Source organism: Streptococcus porcorum, from assembly GCF_053203725.1.
Genome location: NZ_JBRUDG010000039.1, coordinates 1 through 17178, shown reverse-complemented (window position 1 = coordinate 17178; position 17178 = coordinate 1). Strand labels below are relative to the sequence as shown.

General features: G+C 38.1%; 17 protein-coding genes. 14 read left to right on the top strand and 3 right to left on the bottom strand.

The features are described 5' to 3' along the window. The first annotated feature begins 290 nt into the window (after positions 1-290). Positions 291-1715 carry an NADP-dependent glyceraldehyde-3-phosphate dehydrogenase gene (locus tag ACVRWY_RS08570; RefSeq protein WP_354369795.1) on the top strand — a complete coding sequence of 475 codons (1425 nt, stop codon included), beginning with the start codon at positions 291-293 and terminating at the stop codon, positions 1713-1715. 56 nt (positions 1716-1771) lie between these two features. Here the strand turns inward: ACVRWY_RS08570 and ACVRWY_RS08565 are convergent, their stop codons facing one another. Both ACVRWY_RS08565 and ACVRWY_RS08560 read right to left on the bottom strand, forming a co-directional pair. After that, a complete protein-coding gene (locus tag ACVRWY_RS08565; protein ID WP_354369794.1) occupies positions 1772-2854 on the bottom strand; it encodes a DEAD/DEAH box helicase in 1083 nt (360 codons plus the stop codon). After that, the gene (locus tag ACVRWY_RS08560; RefSeq protein ID WP_354369793.1) at positions 2847-3827 is read right to left on the bottom strand and encodes a Gfo/Idh/MocA family protein; all 981 of its coding nucleotides are present in this window, start codon (positions 3825-3827) and stop codon (positions 2847-2849) included. The genes ACVRWY_RS08565 and ACVRWY_RS08560 overlap by 8 nt, the downstream gene beginning before the upstream one ends. 141 nt (positions 3828-3968) lie before the next feature. On the opposite strand from ACVRWY_RS08560, the gene udk reads away from it, so the two are divergent. The 11 genes from udk (at position 3969) to ACVRWY_RS08505 (ending at position 13231) form a co-directional block, all read left to right on the top strand. After that, positions 3969-4595 carry a uridine kinase gene (udk, locus tag ACVRWY_RS08555; RefSeq protein WP_354369792.1) on the top strand — a complete coding sequence of 209 codons (627 nt, stop codon included), beginning with the start codon at positions 3969-3971 and terminating at the stop codon, positions 4593-4595. Positions 4596-4786: 191 nt separating this feature from the next. Beyond that, entirely contained in the window at positions 4787-4924 is a 138-nt protein-coding gene (locus tag ACVRWY_RS08550) for a hypothetical protein (protein ID WP_354369791.1), read from the top strand. Further along, positions 4902-6470, top strand: a complete 1569-nt coding sequence (locus tag ACVRWY_RS08545) for a 2-isopropylmalate synthase (RefSeq protein WP_354369790.1) — start codon at positions 4902-4904, stop codon at positions 6468-6470. The genes ACVRWY_RS08550 and ACVRWY_RS08545 overlap by 23 nt, the downstream gene beginning before the upstream one ends. Before the next feature lie 12 nt (positions 6471-6482). Beyond that, complete coding sequence (gene leuB / locus ACVRWY_RS08540) at positions 6483-7520, top strand: 3-isopropylmalate dehydrogenase (protein WP_354369789.1); 1038 nt, start codon at positions 6483-6485, stop codon at positions 7518-7520. 3 nt (positions 7521-7523) lie between these two features. Further along, on the top strand, positions 7524-7793 hold the full coding sequence (locus tag ACVRWY_RS08535; RefSeq protein WP_354369796.1) for a DUF1294 domain-containing protein: 270 nt from the start codon (positions 7524-7526) through the stop codon (positions 7791-7793). Next, entirely contained in the window at positions 7790-9172 is a 1383-nt protein-coding gene (gene leuC / locus ACVRWY_RS08530) for a 3-isopropylmalate dehydratase large subunit (protein ID WP_354369788.1), read from the top strand. Before ACVRWY_RS08535 ends, leuC begins: the two co-directional genes overlap by 4 nt. A gap of 8 nt (positions 9173-9180) precedes the next feature. Continuing rightward, on the top strand, positions 9181-9771 hold the full coding sequence (leuD, locus tag ACVRWY_RS08525) for a 3-isopropylmalate dehydratase small subunit (RefSeq protein WP_354369787.1): 591 nt from the start codon (positions 9181-9183) through the stop codon (positions 9769-9771). Positions 9772-9867: 96 nt separating this feature from the next. After that, entirely contained in the window at positions 9868-10653 is a 786-nt protein-coding gene (locus ACVRWY_RS08520) for an L-threonylcarbamoyladenylate synthase (RefSeq protein ID WP_354369786.1), read from the top strand. A gap of 109 nt (positions 10654-10762) precedes the next feature. Next, a complete protein-coding gene (gene msrC, locus ACVRWY_RS08515; RefSeq protein ID WP_354369785.1) occupies positions 10763-11260 on the top strand; it encodes a free L-methionine (R)-S-oxide reductase MsrC in 498 nt (165 codons plus the stop codon). Beyond that, complete coding sequence (dnaX, locus tag ACVRWY_RS08510; RefSeq protein WP_354369784.1) at positions 11260-12936, top strand: DNA polymerase III subunit gamma/tau; 1677 nt, start codon at positions 11260-11262, stop codon at positions 12934-12936. Before msrC ends, dnaX begins: the two co-directional genes overlap by 1 nt. A gap of 106 nt (positions 12937-13042) precedes the next feature. Next, entirely contained in the window at positions 13043-13231 is a 189-nt protein-coding gene (locus ACVRWY_RS08505) for a DUF3272 family protein (protein WP_354369783.1), read from the top strand. Here the strand turns inward: ACVRWY_RS08505 and birA are convergent. Next, on the bottom strand, positions 13218-14150 hold the full coding sequence (gene birA, locus ACVRWY_RS08500) for a bifunctional biotin--[acetyl-CoA-carboxylase] ligase/biotin operon repressor BirA (protein WP_354369782.1): 933 nt from the start codon (positions 14148-14150) through the stop codon (positions 13218-13220). The genes ACVRWY_RS08505 and birA overlap by 14 nt on opposite strands. A gap of 253 nt (positions 14151-14403) precedes the next feature. On the opposite strand from birA, the gene metK reads away from it, so the two are divergent. Continuing rightward, positions 14404-15591, top strand: coding sequence for a methionine adenosyltransferase (gene metK, locus ACVRWY_RS08495; protein WP_354369781.1), 1188 nt, complete (start codon positions 14404-14406; stop codon positions 15589-15591). A 176-nt stretch (positions 15592-15767) separates the two neighbouring features. After that, positions 15768-17027, top strand: coding sequence for a UDP-N-acetylglucosamine 1-carboxyvinyltransferase (gene murA / locus ACVRWY_RS08490; RefSeq protein ID WP_354369780.1), 1260 nt, complete (start codon positions 15768-15770; stop codon positions 17025-17027). Positions 17028-17178: the final 151 nt, after the last annotated feature.

Here is a 17178-nt window from a genome sequence, read left to right as displayed (position 1 = left end):
TTCAGGAACTTTGAAAACTTTAAAAAACGGATTTTGATTGCCTTGAACATAAAGAAAGAGAGAACGAATTTCGTCCTCTCTAGGTGTTAGCTTTTCATCTACCCACTACAGTTGACAAAGAGCCAAATTAAGAGAGAACAAGGCTATTAGTCTTGTTTTCTTGTTATTCTGATCAAAAAAGTTGCTTCTTGCAGTTTATGTCAAAATTTTCTGAATTTTAGTGTAGCAAAACCTTGAAAAATATATTTAAAATGATAAAATAGTCTTACTATCATTAAAGGAGAGTCCTAATGACACAATATAAAAACTATGTCAACGGAGAGTGGAAACTTTCTGAAAACGAAATTAAAATATATGCTCCTGCTAATGGTGAAGAGCTAGGTTCTGTACCTGCTATGAGCCGTGAGGAAGTAGATTATGCTTATGAGTCAGCTAAAAAAGCCCTTCCAGCTTGGCGAGCACTTTCTTATGTTGAGCGTGCCGCTTATTTACACAAGGTAGCAGATATCTTAGAACGTGACCAAGAAAAAATCGGTACTATTCTTGCAAAAGAAGTCTCTAAAGGTATCAAGGCTGCTATCTCAGAAGTTGTACGTACAGCAGATCTTATTCGTTATGCAGCTGAAGAAGGTGTCCGTTTATCAGGTGAAGTCCTTGAAGGTGGAAGTTTTGAAGCAGCAAGCAAGAAAAAAATTGCGGTTGTTCGTCGTGAACCAGTTGGTTTGGTACTTGCGATTGCTCCATTTAACTACCCAGTAAACCTTTCAGGTTCTAAGATTGCACCTGCTCTTATTGGAGGAAACGTTGTTGCCTTTAAACCACCAACACAAGGTTCAATTTCAGGTCTTCTCTTAGCTGAGGCTTTTGCAGAAGCAGGATTACCTGCTGGTGTCTTTAATACTATCACTGGTAAAGGTTCTGAAATTGGAGATTACCTCAATGAGCATAAAGCAGTTGATTTCATCAACTTTACAGGCTCAACACCAATTGGTGAGCGTATCGGTAAGATGGCTGGTATGCGTCCTATTATGTTGGAACTTGGTGGTAAGGATGCGGCTATCGTTCTTGAAGATGCTGATCTTGCTAAAACTGCTAAAGATATTGTTGGTGGGGCGCTTAGCTACTCAGGTCAGCGTTGTACTGCGATTAAGCGTGTTCTTGTCCTTGAAAGTGTAGCAGATGAGCTTGCAGGATTGATTAAAGCAGAAGTTGAAAAACTAACTGTTGGAGATCCGTTTGATAACGCAGATATTACTCCTGTTATTGATTCAGGTTCAGCAGATTACATTGAAGGTTTGGTTCGCGATGCCCAAGAGAAAGGTGCTACTGAATTAACACCATTCAAACGTGAAGGCAACCTTCTATGGCCAACTTTATTTGACCATGTTACAACAGATATGCGTGTTGCTTGGGAAGAGCCATTTGGTCCAGTTCTTCCAATTATTCGTGTGAAATCAGTTGAAGAAGCTATTGAAATTGCGAACAAGTCAGAGTTTGGGCTACAATCAGCAGTCTTTACTCAAGATTTCCCTAAAGCTTTTGCAATTGCAGAGAAACTTGAAGTTGGTACAGTGCATATCAACAACAAAACACAACGTGGAACAGATAACTTCCCATTCTTGGGTGTTAAAGGTTCAGGTGCTGGTACACAAGGTATCCGTTACTCAATTGAAGCAATGACTCGTGTCAAATCAGTGGTCTTTGATATTCAATAATCATTATAAATCAAAAAAACTTCTATCCTTTCAAGGATAGAAGTTTTTTATTGGAGTTACAAAATAAAAAGTTGTTGGTTTTTCAATTTTACTTCCTTGACGGTAGCATATTTTTTAAGTTGCTTTAATTCTTCTTTATGAGTAACAAAAGTAATAACGATACCGTCTTTTCCCATTCGTCCTGTACGACCAGCGCGATGGGTATAGGCTTCTTTATCTCTAGGAACTTCAAAATTGATGACATATTCTAAGTTATCCACATCAATTCCTCTAGCGACAAGGTCAGTAGCTAAAAGAAGCGATAATTGATGGTTCTTAAATTTTTCAATAATAACTTTTCTAAACTTGACATTAATATCACTAGCAAGAGATACAGCATTGCTATTAGCAAATTGCAAACGCTCCTCAGCTGCTCCTAAATCTGATAAACTATTAAAGAAAACAAGGGCACGAAAATCAGATATATTGGAGAATTTTCTTAAAAATTCTAAACGTTCGCGTTTATCTAGCAACATATAATAGTGTTTGATTTGGCTCTCTTCTTGCTCGCTAACATCAATTTTAATTGTATTTTCTGCGAGTTTAGCGTGATCGATTTTAGAGGTCGCGCTCATGTAGATGAGTTGATGTTCACGTGGAACCCGTCTTAAGATATTATCCACAAAATGGAACTGTGACTCACTGAGGAGTTCATCAAATTCATCCAAAACGATGGTATCTACATTCATCATTTTAATTTTTTTAAGTTTAATCAACTCGAACACACGTCCAGGAGTACCAATGAGAATTTCAGGTCCCTTTTTTAGGCGTTCAATTTGTCTTTTTTGACTAGAGCCAGATAAGAAAAGCTGTGCTACCAATCCTAGAGGTTCGGCCCATAATTTGGTTACCTCAAAAATTTGACCAGCTAACTCTGTATTAGGAGCTAGGATAAGGAGTTGTTGTGATTTTTTAGGCTTCAGTTTTAAGAGACTTGGCCATAAATAAGCAAGGGTTTTACCTGTTCCTGTAGGACTAATACCAAGTAGGTTATCTCCAGATGTAATGGGATCAAATGCATTTGTTTGGATAGGAGTGAAGGTGTCAAAATTGAATTGCGTCATCTGGTCTTGCCAGACTTTCGGAAATTGGTTAATCATAATCTGCCTCAAATCTAATACCAGCATCTTGTCGCATGGTAAAAAGGGTGTGGCTGACTCCTTGAGCCAGCTCTAATAAGGAGTGATAGTGTGTTAGGTCATTTGATTTGATAATATTGGAAAAACAAATGACTTCTTCTAGCATAGGATGCTGAAGGTTGTTAAGGGAGAGCTCTTCACAAGACCCATCGTGTTTTTTAAAAGTTACCGAGCTAATTGCTTGGATGTGATTCAGAATAAGCGTTCCATCTGTGGTATAGATTTCTGCAGGTAAGGTGGTCTCATAGTTTTTACCTGTCTTGATGCTAACACGAAAGTCTGGGTAAATAAGGTTGCCATCACCGTTGATATCGACTCCAGAATCAAGTAAGCTCGCCGTATAGTTTGCTAAAAGTGGTTTTCCAAATAAATAAATAGCAGCATAGATGGGATAAACACCTAAGTCAGCTAGAGCCCCTCCTGAAAATTTAGAGGAAAAAATATTTGGATGCTCACCATTTAGTAGGGCGTTCATTTTTGAAGAATATTTAGCATAATTAAAGCTTGCTCCGATAATTGTCTTATGAGATAGAAACAGTTTAACGGTTTCAAGAGCTTTTTCATGGATATTTCTTGCAGCTTCAAAGAAAAAAACGTGATTATCTTTAGCCAATTGAAGAATCTCTTGGAGTTCTTTTGGTGTTGAAAACGCTGGTTTTTCAACAATCACATGTTTTTTTGCTTTGATGGCAGCCTTAGCTTGTTCAAAATGAATGGAATTCGGGCTTGCGATGTAGATGATGTCAAGATCACTGGTTAGAAATTCCCTTAAATCTGTAAAAATGTTACAATTTGAATAATTTGTGATAAAAGTTTCAGCCGTTTCCTGATGTCGAGAATAGACAGCGGCTAATTGATATGCGCCTGAAAGGCGACAAGCTTCGATAAAATGATGGGAGATACTTCCCGTTCCAATAATACCAAGTTTTAACATGTTGTAGCCTCATTTCCCTAACATTTACTCTATTATAACATAAATGCACCTTGTTCTGATGTTCTGTTCTTTATAGGTGGTCAAATTTCTAAAAATAGTGTAGAATAGTTCAGAAAGACAGTTTTTAAAATGGAGAAAATAATGCGCAAAAAACCTATTATCATTGGTGTTACAGGTGGATCTGGTGGAGGGAAAACAAGTGTTTCCCAGGCAATCTTAGCTAATTTTCCAGATGCTAAAATTGCTATGATTGAACATGATTCTTACTATAAAAATCAAGATCATTTAACCTTTGATGAACGTATTAAGACCAATTATGATCATCCTTTGGCTTTTGATACTGATTTTATGATTGAACAACTAAAAGAGTTGATTGAAGGGCGTCCAGTCGATATTCCTATTTATGATTATACCCAGCATACGCGTAGTGAAAAGACTTATCGTCAGGAACCTCAGGATGTTTTTATTATCGAAGGGATTTTAGTCATGGAAGACAAACGCCTTCGTGATTTGATGGACATTAAGATTTTTGTTGATACAGATGATGATATTCGCATTATCCGACGTATAAAGCGCGATATGTTAGAGCGTGGTCGTAGTTTGGATAGTATCATTGAGCAATATACCAGTGTTGTAAAGCCTATGTACCATCAGTTTATTGAACCAACAAAACGTTATGCAGATATTGTCATTCCAGAAGGTGTTAGTAATGTGGTTGCGATTGATTTAATCAATACAAAAGTTGCTAGTATCTTAAATGAGAAGTAAGAGGGGATTTCCCTCTCTTTTTCTATTTCCAGATGTTGACAGATTTTTCAGAAAATTTGCATTAATCAGCAATTATTTATTGACAATTAAAAAAAAAGAAGGTACTATATTAATAATTATTACATCGAGAGGAAAAGTCAAATGTCTATTCAAACAATTTCATTTACATTGTTGTTGCGACAGGAGGGCTAATGCTGGAAATTGCATTAGTCCTGTTTGGCTTACCAAGCGGGATAGTGAAAAACATCTCGCTGGTTTTCCGGGAGATGTTTTTTATTTTATTAGATTTTAGAAAGTGGTATTCTTATGCACAAAGTGGAATTTCTTGATACAACTCTTCGTGATGGAGAGCAAACCCCAGGTGTCAACTTTTCGATTAAAGAAAAAGTTGCTATTGCCAAACAGCTGGAAAAGTGGGGGATTTCGTCAATTGAAGCTGGTTTTCCAGCAGCTAGTCCAGATTCTTTTGAAGCAGTGAAACAGATTGCAGCGGCTATGAAAACAACAGCAGTATCAGGTCTTGCTCGATCCGTTAAATCTGATATTGATGCCTGCTATGAGGCGATTAAAGATGCAAAATTCCCACAAATTCATGTGTTTATTGCAACTAGTCCTATTCACCGAGAATTTAAACTAAAAAAATCTAAGGAAGAAATTTTGCAACTTATCACAGAGCATGTGTCTTATGCGCGTTCTAAATTTGAGGTAGTGGAATTTTCGCCTGAAGATGCGACACGAACAGAGTTAGATTATCTTTTACAAGTAGTGCAAACAGCTGTCGATGCTGGGGCGACTTACATCAATATTCCTGACACAGTTGGTTTCACCACACCTGAAGAATATGGCCATATTTTTAAATATCTAATTGAAAATGTGAAATCTGAACGTCAGATCATCTTTAGCCCACATTGTCACAATGATCTTGGCATGGCTGTCGCTAATACGCTTGCTGCGGTTAAAAATGGCGCAGGTCGTGTTGAAGGGACGATCAATGGTATTGGAGAACGTGCAGGAAATGCTGCTCTTGAAGAGGTGGCTGTTGCCCTTAATATTCGTGAGGATTATTATCAAGCTGAAAGTCCAATTGTCTTAAAAGAAACTGTTAATACTGCTGAATTAGTATCACGTTTTTCAGGTATTGCGATTCCTAAAAATAAAGCAGTTGTTGGAGGAAATGCTTTTTCGCATGAATCAGGTATCCATCAAGATGGCGTCCTAAAAAATCCATTGACCTATGAAATTATTACTCCAGAATTGGTTGGAGTTAAGAAAAACTCACTGCCACTTGGTAAACTTTCTGGACGACATGCCTTTGTTGAAAAATTAAAAGAACTGGATCTTGGCTTTGAGGAATCAGAAATCACAGCATTATTTGCTAAATTTAAAGCCTTGGCAGATAAAAAACATGACATTACAGATGCAGATATTCGTGCCTTGGTTGCAGGTAATGATATCGAAAACCCAGAAGGCTTCCACTTTAAAGATCTTAAGTTGACATCAAACGTTGATGATACCGTCACTGCAGATGTTATTATGGTGAATATTGATCAAGAAGAGGTTGAAGTGATTGCCAATGGTAAGGGATCAGTTGAGGCGATTTATAATGCTGTTGATAAATTCTTCAACCAGACCGTGAAATTGCTTAGCTATAGTATGGATGCTGTTACAGATGGCATTGATGCACAGGCGCGTGTTTCGGTTTCTGTTGAAAATGTTGACACTGGTACGATTTTCAATGCTTCAGGGATTGACTTTGATGTTCTAAAAGCTGGAGCAATTGCGTACATTAATGCCAATACACTTGTTCAAAAAGAAAACTCTGGTGAGATTGGTCATAAAGTATCTGAAAAAGACCTTGAATTTCCAAATAAATAAATGAGGCGACATATGACAAAAAAAATTGTGACTTTAGCAGGAGACGGTATCGGCCCAGAAATTATGGCGGCAGGATTAGAAGTTCTATCTGCTGTTGCTAAAAAAATTGACTTTCATTATAGTATTGAAGAAAAGGCATTTGGAGGAGCTGGGATTGATCAAGTTGGTCATCCCCTTCCAGAAGACACCTTATCTGCTAGTCAGCAAGCAGATGCGATTCTATTGGCAGCTATTGGTAGTCCTCAGTATGATGATGCTCCTGTTCGTCCAGAACAAGGCTTGTTGGCGATTCGTAAAGAATTGAATTTATTTGCTAATATTCGCCCAGTTAAGATTTTTGATGCCTTAAAACATCTTTCTCCCTTAAAGTCTGAGCGGATTGAAGGGGTAGATTTTGTAGTTGTTCGTGAGTTGACAGGTGGGATTTACTTTGGAGAGCATCTCTTAAATGAGGATTCCGCAAGAGATACTAATGATTATTCTGCTGATGAAATTCGTCGTATTATGCGAAAAGCGTTTGACATTGCTAGTGGTCGTAGAAAAAAAGTGACCAGCATTGATAAACAAAATGTTTTAGCGACATCAAAATTATGGCGTCAAGTAGCTGAAGAGGTTGCAAAGGAGTACCCAGAAGTTACCTTGGAACATCAATTAGTGGATTCTGCTGCTATGATGATGATTACTAACCCTGCCCGATTTGATGTTGTGGTAACTGAAAATCTATTTGGTGATATCCTATCCGATGAATCCAGTGTTTTACCTGGAACATTGGGGGTAATGCCTTCGGCTAGTCATTCTGAAAATGGACCAAGTTTGTATGAGCCTATTCATGGTTCAGCACCAGATATTGCGGGACAAGGGATTGCGAATCCCATTAGTATGATTTTATCGGTTTCAATGATGTTACGCGAAAGTTTTGGTGAGGTAGCTGGAGCTGAGATGATTGAAGGAGCTGTTGCTAAGACTCTTGCTCAAGGCGTTTTGACGAGAGATCTTGGGGGTGAAGCGACTACGATTGAGATGACCCAAGCGATCATAAGTCATTTATAAGTGATGGCGATACAATTGACGATTGGCCTACTGTTTTGGAATCTTTTAGTTTATATGACTTATGTTAGCGATAAGAAAAAAGCTAGAAGAAAACAGTGGCGTATTCCAGAGAAAGTCTTACTACTAGAGAGCCTTTTATTAGGTGGAATGGGTGCCATGTTTGCCGCTTATCAATGGCGACATAAGACAAGAAAATGGTACTTTATTGTGACATGGTATATTGGACTTATCGTAGATGGCTTGATATTATATCTGATTTGGAGTAAAAAATGAGTGGAAAATCGATTTTTGATAAATTATGGGACCGTCATGTTATTACAGGAAATGAAGGAGAACCTCAACTCATGTATGTGGACCAACATTATATACATGAAGTGACCAGTCCCCAAGCCTTCCAAGGTCTAAGAGATGCAGGACGTCAACTACGTCGCCCTGATTTAACTTTTGGCACTTTTGACCACAATGTCCCAACTGTTAACATTTATGATATTCGAGATGTTATTTCCAAGGCACAAATTGATGCTTTAGCGAAAAATGTTAAGGATTTTGGGATAGAGCATGCACCACATGGTTCTGAAAATCAGGGTATTGTACATATGGTCGGTCCAGAAACTGGAAAGACACAACCAGGGAAATTTATCGTTTGTGGGGATAGTCATACCGCAACACATGGAGCATTTGGTGCGATTGCTTTTGGTATCGGTACCTCAGAGGTCGAGCATGTTTTTGCAACACAGACAATCTGGCAAGTTAAACCTAAACGCATGTTGGTTGAGTTTACTGGAAAACCTCAAAAAGGTGTTTATTCTAAAGATTTTATATTAGCTTTGATTGCTGAGTATGGGGTTGCTTGTGGAGTTGGTTATGTGGTTGAATATACTGGAGAAGCAATTGATCGCTTGAGTATGGAAGAGCGGATGACCATTTGTAATATGTCTATTGAATTTGGCTCTAAGATGGGAATTATGAACCCTGATCAAACGACTTTTGATTATTTAAAAGGTCGTCCTGGCGCTCCGAAAGATTTTGAAGAGGCAGTAGCCGATTGGAAAACACTGGTATCAGATTCAGATACTGTGTATGACAAGGTGATTCGAATGGATGTTTCGACTTTGGCTCCTATGGTGACTTGGGGAACCAATCCTGCGATGGGGGTTTCTTTTGATCAAGCTTTTCCAGAAATTAGAGATATGAATGATGAGAGAGCCTATGAATATATGGGAACAAAACCTGGTCAAAAGGCAGAGGATATTGAAATTGGTTATGTCTTTTTAGGATCTTGTACGAATGCTCGTTTGAGTGATTTAGCCTTGGCAGCAAAAGTTGTGAAAGGGAAAAAGATTGCTCCTCATGTCACTGCCATTGTGGTTCCAGGAAGTCGCCCTGTCAAGCGTGCAGCAGAGAAACTTGGACTTGATAAGGTCTTTATAGAGGCTGGTTTTGAGTGGCGTGATCCTGGTTGTTCCATGTGTTTAGGAATGAATCCGGATAAGGTTCCTTCAGGAGTGCATTGTGCTTCAACAAGTAATCGTAACTTTGAAGATCGCCAAGGCTTTGGAGCAAAAACTCATCTGTGTAGTCCAGCGATGGCAGCAGCAGCAGCTATTGCAGGCCACTTTGTAGATGTTCGTCAATTACCAGAAGTGCAATAGGAGGCAAGATGGAAAAATTTACAGTCTATAAAGGAACTACTGTCCCTTTAATGAATGATAATATCGATACGGATCAACTTCTTCCTAAACAATTTTTAAAGTTAATTGATAAAAAGGGTTTTGGAAAGTATTTGATGTACTCTTGGCGCTACCTAGATGATGACTATACTGAAAATCCTGATTTTATTTTTAATCAAGAGGCCTATCGAAAAGCTACTATCTTGATTACAGGAGATAACTTTGGTGCTGGTTCGTCTCGAGAACATGCAGCTTGGGCTCTAGAAGATTATGGCTTTAAAGTGGTGATAGCAGGATCCTTTGGTGATATTCATTACAATAATGAATTAAATAATGGCATGCTTCCGATTGTTCAACCTATAGAGGTTAGAGAACAATTAGCTAATCTTTCGCCAGAAGATGAGGTTACTGTGGACCTACCTCAACAAAAAATTATTTCACCAGTTGGAGAATTTTCATTTGAGATTGATGCTGACTGGAAGAAAAAATTGATAGAAGGTTTGGATGATATTGGGATTACTTTGCAATTTGAGGATTTGATTGCAGAATATGAGAAAAATCGTCCAAGTTATTGGCAATAGAGATAATAGTTTGGAAAATTCTGAAAATAGATTGATTTTCAGTTAACAACATGATAAAATGGATAAGTATTTAGAAATTTAGATGGAGAATATATTATGACAAAACACATTCAATGGGACGGCAATCTTTCACAAGAAGGATTTGATATTCTTAATGGTGAAGGAGGATGTATCGTGTGTCCAACTAAGGTTGGTTACATCATCATGACATCTGATAAAGCTGGTTTGGAGCGTAAATTTGATGCCAAAGAACGTAATCGTAATAAACCAGGTGTTGTCCTTTGCGGTAGCATGGAAGAGCTTCGTGCCCTTGCTCAATTAACACCAGAAATTGATGCCTTTTACCAAAAACATTGGGATGAAGATATTCTTTTAGGTTGTATCTTGCCATGGCGTGAAGATGCTTATGCCAAACTTCAAGCTTTTGGTGATGGTCGTGAGGAGTTGATGACAGATGTGCGTGGGACATCATGTTTTGTTATCAAATTTGGTGTTGCAGGTGAGCAAATCGCTAAAGAGATGTGGGAAAAAGAAGGAAAAATGGTCTATGCTTCATCAGCTAACCCATCAGGTAAAGGAAACCGCGGTAAAGTTGAGGGAATCGGTGAGCGTATCGAATCTAAGGTTGACCTTGTTATTGAAGCAGATGATTATGTAGCCTCAATCCAACCAGATAAAACTATTGAAACACGCTATGAGCAAGGTGTTATGGTTTCAATGGTTGATGCAGATGGTAAGTTAATCCCTGAGCAAGGTGAAGGTAGCCGTTCTATTGAGCCATGTCCAGTTGTGATCCGTAAAGGTTTGGATATTGATAAAATTATGATGCATTTATCTGATCACTTTAACTCATGGAACTACCGTCAAGGGGAGTACTATTAAGATTAGCAATTAAGGGTAGCCTAGGATTTCCTTGGCTATCTTTCTTTTTTATGTGATGTGGAAAAGAAATTTGCTATAATAGATAAGAATGACTGTTAAGGAGACTAGAATGACAGAGCAAGATAAAAAAAATGTCTATGAACTGATGTTGGCACAAGCAGGATTATTGTTGGAGAAAGAAAGTAGTGCTTTAGCCAATTTATCCAATATGAGTGCTCTTTTGAAGCAAACACTACCAAATTCTGTTTTTACAGGATTTTATCTTTTTGATGGAAAGGAATTGATTTTAGGACCGTTTCAAGGTGGAGTTTCTTGTGTTCGGATCGCTTTAGGAAAGGGAGTTTGTGGCGAGGTTGCACAAAAGAGGCAGACTATGATTGTTGATGATGTGACAAAACATGCTAACTATATTGCTTGTGATTCAGCAGCAAGAAGCGAGATTGTTGTTCCGATGGTAAAAGAAGGACAATTGATAGGGGTCTTGGATTTGGATTCACATTTAGTGGGAGATTACGACGATCTTGACCAAGCTTATTTAGAACAATTTGTAACACTTCTAGTGGAAAAAACAACATGGGACTTTAGTATGTTTGGAGTTGAGAGTTAATGTATCAAGCCTTATATCGTAAGTATCGTAGCCAAACCTTTGAAGAAATGGTAGGGCAATCTTTAATTGCCACTACACTACGTCAGGCGGTAGAAAATGAAAAAATAAGTCATGCCTATCTTTTTTCAGGTCCACGTGGGACAGGAAAAACAAGTTCTGCCAAGATATTTGCTAAAGCGATGAACTGCCCTAATCAAGTAGGAGGAGAGCCTTGTAATACTTGTTATATTTGTCAAGCGATCACAGAAGGTAGCCTTGAGGATGTGATTGAGATTGATGCCGCTTCAAATAATGGTGTGGATGAAATTCGAGACATTCGTGATAAATCGACTTATGCTCCCAGTGTTGCAAAATATAAAGTTTATATCATTGATGAGGTCCATATGCTCTCCACAGGTGCTTTTAATGCTCTTTTGAAAACGCTTGAGGAACCAACAGAAAATGTCGTTTTTATTTTAGCGACCACGGAACTACATAAAATTCCAGCAACAATTTTATCTCGTGTTCAACGCTTTGAATTTAAAGCGATCAATACTCTTGCTATTTGTGACCATCTTGCATTTATTCTTGATAAGGAAGGAATTGATTTTGACCAAGAGGCTCTAGAAATTATTGCTAGAAGAGCTGAAGGGGGAATGCGTGATGCTTTATCAATTTTGGATCAGGCACTTAGTTTAACACGCCATCATCGTGTAGAAGTCAGCATAGCAGAAGAAATTACAGGAAGTATTAGTTTAAAGGCTTTAGATGACTATGTTGCTCATATCCGTGAGCAAGATGCAAGTGCGGCCTTAGATAATTTGAACACCATTTTTGAGAATGGAAAAAGTATGAGTCGTTTTGCAACCGACTTACTACAATATTTTAGAGATCTCTTAGTTGTTCAAACAGGCGGTACGAACACCCATTCTGGTCAAGTGTTTGAGATGAACTTGCAACTTCCTAAAGAACGTCTCTTTGCCATGATTGAGGAGGTCACAAAGGCCTTGCAAGATATAAAAAATGGTTCCCATCCGAAAGTTTATGCGGAAATGATGACCATCAGATTAGCAGAGGAAAAGGGAAATCATATTGGTCTAACAGAGGAGTTGACGCAAGAATTAAGCCATCTTCAAGCTGAGATCGCAGAATTAAAGCAGGCACTAAAAAAACTGGAAACAGGATCAGTGAAGTCTAGTTCCAATCTTTCTCAACTTAAGTCACAAGTAACCTACAAGGTTGATAAGGTTAAAATTATGACCATTATGAAAGAAACGGTGGAGGACAGTGAGCAATCTAGAGCTTATTTGGACGCTTTAAAATCTGCTTGGAATGAAATTTTAGATAGTATTTCACCACAAAATCGAGCTCTTTTGCTGGGATCAGAACCTGTTCTTGCAAATAGCGACAATGCCATCTTGGCTTTTGATGCCGCATTTAATGCTGAACAAGCTATGCGTCGTGAAGATTTGAACACAATTGTTGGAAATATTATGAGTAAGGTGGCCGATTTCTCCCCTAAAATCATGGCAGTTCCTAAAGAGGATTTCAACCGCATTCGATCAGAGTTTGCTAAGCAACTAAAAGCGCAAAAGCAAGATAGTGAGACAGAAAATCATAAAGAAGACCAAGGAGCTTTCATTATCCCAGAAGGATTTGATTTTTTGGCTGACAAAATTATCGTGGAAGAAAGCTAGACATTTTAATTTATGAATGAAAAAACACATTAGGAGGAGTCTATTTTACCCCTTTCTAATGTGTTTTTGGTATGTTTTATTTGAGAAATTATGCTATAATGTCACCATGACAAGACAACAATTTCTTATTTTTGCTTTAGGTACAGCCGTAGAAACCTATTTGTTTAACCAAGCGATCTTTGATCAAGAGTATTTTTTTGCAGGCTTTTGGGCATTTTTATTGATTAGAAAACTTTATACGAGTTTGGTACTTAGTCGCGTAATGAAGGCTATTGATAAGACTACCAAGAAATAAGGCGAACTTCACCACTGGAGAGCGTCTTTTTTTCTTCTCCAGTTTGGATCAGCAATTCCCCACGGTTGGTAATGTCTAATACTTTAGCCTGTTTTTCTTGTTCTTGTTCAAGGTAAGTAATGGTTTGATGAAGGACAAGTGACTTATCCTTGTAGTATTTCACCAAGTCATATTCAGGAGTTTCAAAAAAAATGTTCCACATACTGCAAATTAAATCTTCTCTCGTAATACTTGGAGTTGTTTGAAAAAGGTTATCTGCTATTTCCGATAAATTTTCAGGAAAGGTAGAAATAAAGAAATTGATGCCTACTCCGATGATGACATCTGTTACTAGACCTGTCTCAACTGATGTTATAGCTTCTGTTAAGATACCAGCAATTTTTTTACCATTTAAATAAATATCATTAACCCATTTGATATCACATTCTATACCTGTTAATCGAGAGATTGCCTTCACCAAGCTACTTGCTACCATAATGGTATAAGGTTTCACATCCTGATAGTGGCAATTGGGTTTAAGGTGTAAGGACATATAGATGCCACCTGTTTTATCCGTAAAGAAAGATCGACCGAATCTTCCTTTAGCAGCTGTTTGCTCTTGAGCTAAGTAAAGAGTAGGAGCAGGAGCTCCTTTCTCTAGTCCATTTTTGGCATCGATCTGAGTGGATTGACTTTTTTCAAGGATTTGAACAGGGAAGTTTAATCGTTCTTCTAATTGGTCTTTAAGATAGAGATCTCCGCTAACAAGCTTATAGCCTTTATTTTTTGTGGATTCAACCGTTAGTCCTTTATTTTCTAAAGTTTTGATGGCTTTCCAAATTGCAGTTCGTGAAACAGATAAATTTTCTGCTAACGTTTCTCCGCTGATATAATCGGGTTGGTGTTTTAATTCAAGGTAGATTTTTTCGTAGGTTTTCATAAGATAAGTATAGCAAAACCTTGGGTGATTTCAAGTTATTCAAAAAGTATATGACTGCTTATAGAAAATAACTATGTCAAATTTTTAAAAAGATTTTCTATTTTGAAAAGACAATGATATAATGGATAAGTTAATTAGTCCCGAAAAGGTGATTGTTGTCTCAATCAGTGCTTTGTAACTTTTTAACTGACTTGAAAATCAGAGACGATTTGTATTTTTAAGTGACTTATTATTTAAAAGGGGGACATGTCAAATGTCAGAACGTAAACTTTTCACGTCTGAATCAGTATCTGAGGGGCACCCAGATAAGATTGCAGACCAAATTTCAGATGCTATTTTAGATGCTATTTTAGAGCAAGATCCAGAAGCACACGTTGCAGCAGAGACAGTGGTTTATACAGGATCAGTTCATGTTTTTGGCGAGATTTCAACCACAGCTTATGTTGATATTCACCGTGTGGTCCGTGATACTATTGCTGAGATTGGTTATACTAAAGGAGAGTATGGTTTTTCTGCAGAAGCTGTAGGTGTGCATCCATCTTTAGTGGAACAATCACCTGATATTGCACAAGGGGTGAATGAGGCTCTTGAGGTTCGTGGAAATGAGGAGCAAGATCCATTGGATTTGATTGGGGCAGGAGACCAAGGACTTATGTTTGGTTTTGCGGTAGATGAAACACCAGAGTTGATGCCGCTGCCGATTTCGCTTAGTCATGCTTTGGTCCGTCGTTTAGCAGAATTGCGTAAATCTGGTCAAATTGCCTACCTTCGTCCAGATGCTAAAAGTCAAGTTACTGTGGAATATGACGAAGATAATCAACCTGTTCGTGTAGATACCGTTGTCATTTCCACGCAGCATGATCCAGAAGTCTCAAATGAGCAGATTCATCAAGATGTGATTGACAAGGTTATTAAAGCAGTTATCCCAGAAAAGTATCTTGATGAGGAGACAAAATATTTTATTAATCCTACAGGACGTTTTGTAATTGGAGGCCCTCAAGGAGATTCAGGTTTAACTGGTCGTAAGATTATCGTCGATACTTATGGTGGTTATGCGCGCCACGGCGGAGGAGCCTTTTCAGGAAAAGATGCCACAAAAGTGGATCGATCAGCTTCTTATGCAGCGCGTTATATTGCTAAAAATATTGTTGCAGCAGGTTTTGCTAAAAAAGCAGAAGTTCAGCTTGCCTATGCCATCGGGGTAGCTCACCCGGTTTCTATTAGGGTAGACACTTTTGGGACTGGTACGGTTGCAGAGTCAGAATTAGAAGCGGCTGTGCGCCAAGTTTTTGATTTGCGTCCAGCTGGTATTATTCAGATGCTTGATTTGAAGCGTCCAATTTATAAACAAACGGCAGCTTATGGTCATATGGGACGTACGGATATTGATCTTCCTTGGGAACGTTTGGATAAGGTTGATAGCTTAAAGCATTACCTTTAAGTAGATTTATTACTTTCATTAGTTTAATTAGAAAAAAAGCATGATACTCTGGAGTGTCATGCTTTTGTAATATTTTAGTGATAAAAATGTAAAAAATAGATAATTCTATTTGTCAAATTGTTTACTAAATGATACAATAAGAAGGTTGAAATATTATTTATGAAAGAATAGAAAGTATGAGAAAAATTGTCATCAATGGTGGTAAACCATTGACAGGTGAAGTTGCTGTATCTGGTGCTAAAAATAGTGTGGTTGCCTTAATTCCTGCTATTTTGCTAGCTGATGATATCGTTATTTTAGACGGTGTTCCAGCAATTAGTGATGTTGATAGCTTGATTGAAATTATGGAAATCATGGGAGCTCGTGTGATTCGTGAGGGGGAAACTTTAGAAATCGATCCTCGTGGGGTCAAAAATATCCCCATGCCTTATGGAAAAATCAATAGTTTACGTGCTTCGTATTATTTTTATGGTAGTTTGTTGGGACGTTTTGGAGAAGCGACTGTAGGTTTGCCAGGTGGTTGTGATTTAGGGCCACGTCCAATTGACTTGCACTTAAAAGCTTTTGAAGCTATGGGAGCTAAAGTTTCCTATGAGGGAGATAACATGCGTTTAGCTACAGAAAGTGGTCAATTGCATGGAACTCATATTTATTTTGATATTGTGACAGTAGGTGCTACTATCAATACCATGATTGCGGCTGTTAAGGCAAAGGGAAAAACTGTTATTGAAAATGCTGCTAGGGAACCTGAGATTATTGATGTGGCCACTTTATTAAATAACATGGGAGCTCGTATTCGCGGTGCAGGGACAGATGTGATTACTATTGAAGGGGTTGATTATTTAGGTTCGACGCGTCATCAAGTTATTCCAGATCGTATCGAGGCTGGCTCTTATATCGCTCTTGCTGCTGCTGTGGGTAAAGGGATTCGAGTCACGAATGTTTTATACGAGCATTTAGAAAGTTTCATTGCGAAGTTGGATGAGATGGGTGTTCGGATGACAATTGAAGAAGATAGTATTTTTGTAGAAAAACAAGAAGCTTTAAAACCAGTTAATATCCGTACTGCTCCTTACCCTGGTTTTGCAACGGACTTACAACAGCCTGTGACCCCTTTATTATTGAAAGCTGAGGGACGTGGGAATTTAGTTGATACGATTTATGAAAAGCGTGTCAATCATGTGCCAGAGTTAGCGCGCATGGGTGCCAATATTAAAACAATTGGCTCAACCATTATTTATGATGGTCCAAATCAGTTGACGGGAGCTCCTGTTAAAGCGACAGACCTTCGTGCAGGGGCTGCCTTAGTCACAGCAGGTTTGATGGCTAAAGGAAGAACAGAAATCACTAATATTGAATTTATTTTACGTGGTTATTCTAACATTATTGAGAAATTACGTGCTTTAGGCGCAGATATTGATATTATTGAAGAATAAATCAAGCTGGTATGACTATAATTCTTTGGCTCTTTGTCAACTGTAGTGGGTAGATGAAAAGCTAACACCTAGAGAGGACGAAATTCGTTCTCTCTTTCTTTATGTTCAAGGCAATCAAAATCCGTTTTTTAAAGTTTTCAAAGTTCCTGAA

Bases quoted from the DNA above. Each gene is read 5' to 3' on its own strand.
- ACVRWY_RS08570 (WP_354369795.1), top strand. From the start codon at position 291: ATGACACAATATAAAAACTATGTCAACGGAGAGTGGAAACTTTCTGAA.
- ACVRWY_RS08565 (WP_354369794.1), bottom strand. From the start codon at position 2,854: ATGATTAACCAATTTCCGAAAGTCTGGCAAGACCAGATGACGCAATTC.
- ACVRWY_RS08560 (WP_354369793.1), bottom strand. From the start codon at position 3,827: ATGTTAAAACTTGGTATTATTGGAACGGGAAGTATCTCCCATCATTTT.
- udk (WP_354369792.1), top strand. From the start codon at position 3,969: ATGCGCAAAAAACCTATTATCATTGGTGTTACAGGTGGATCTGGTGGA.
- ACVRWY_RS08550 (WP_354369791.1), top strand. From the start codon at position 4,787: ATGCTGGAAATTGCATTAGTCCTGTTTGGCTTACCAAGCGGGATAGTG.
- ACVRWY_RS08545 (WP_354369790.1), top strand. From the start codon at position 4,902: ATGCACAAAGTGGAATTTCTTGATACAACTCTTCGTGATGGAGAGCAA.
- leuB (WP_354369789.1), top strand. From the start codon at position 6,483: ATGACAAAAAAAATTGTGACTTTAGCAGGAGACGGTATCGGCCCAGAA.
- ACVRWY_RS08535 (WP_354369796.1), top strand. From the start codon at position 7,524: ATGGCGATACAATTGACGATTGGCCTACTGTTTTGGAATCTTTTAGTT.
- leuC (WP_354369788.1), top strand. From the start codon at position 7,790: ATGAGTGGAAAATCGATTTTTGATAAATTATGGGACCGTCATGTTATT.
- leuD (WP_354369787.1), top strand. From the start codon at position 9,181: ATGGAAAAATTTACAGTCTATAAAGGAACTACTGTCCCTTTAATGAAT.
- ACVRWY_RS08520 (WP_354369786.1), top strand. From the start codon at position 9,868: ATGACAAAACACATTCAATGGGACGGCAATCTTTCACAAGAAGGATTT.
- msrC (WP_354369785.1), top strand. From the start codon at position 10,763: ATGACAGAGCAAGATAAAAAAAATGTCTATGAACTGATGTTGGCACAA.
- dnaX (WP_354369784.1), top strand. From the start codon at position 11,260: ATGTATCAAGCCTTATATCGTAAGTATCGTAGCCAAACCTTTGAAGAA.
- ACVRWY_RS08505 (WP_354369783.1), top strand. From the start codon at position 13,043: ATGACAAGACAACAATTTCTTATTTTTGCTTTAGGTACAGCCGTAGAA.
- birA (WP_354369782.1), bottom strand. From the start codon at position 14,150: ATGAAAACCTACGAAAAAATCTACCTTGAATTAAAACACCAACCCGAT.
- metK (WP_354369781.1), top strand. From the start codon at position 14,404: ATGTCAGAACGTAAACTTTTCACGTCTGAATCAGTATCTGAGGGGCAC.
- murA (WP_354369780.1), top strand. From the start codon at position 15,768: ATGAGAAAAATTGTCATCAATGGTGGTAAACCATTGACAGGTGAAGTT.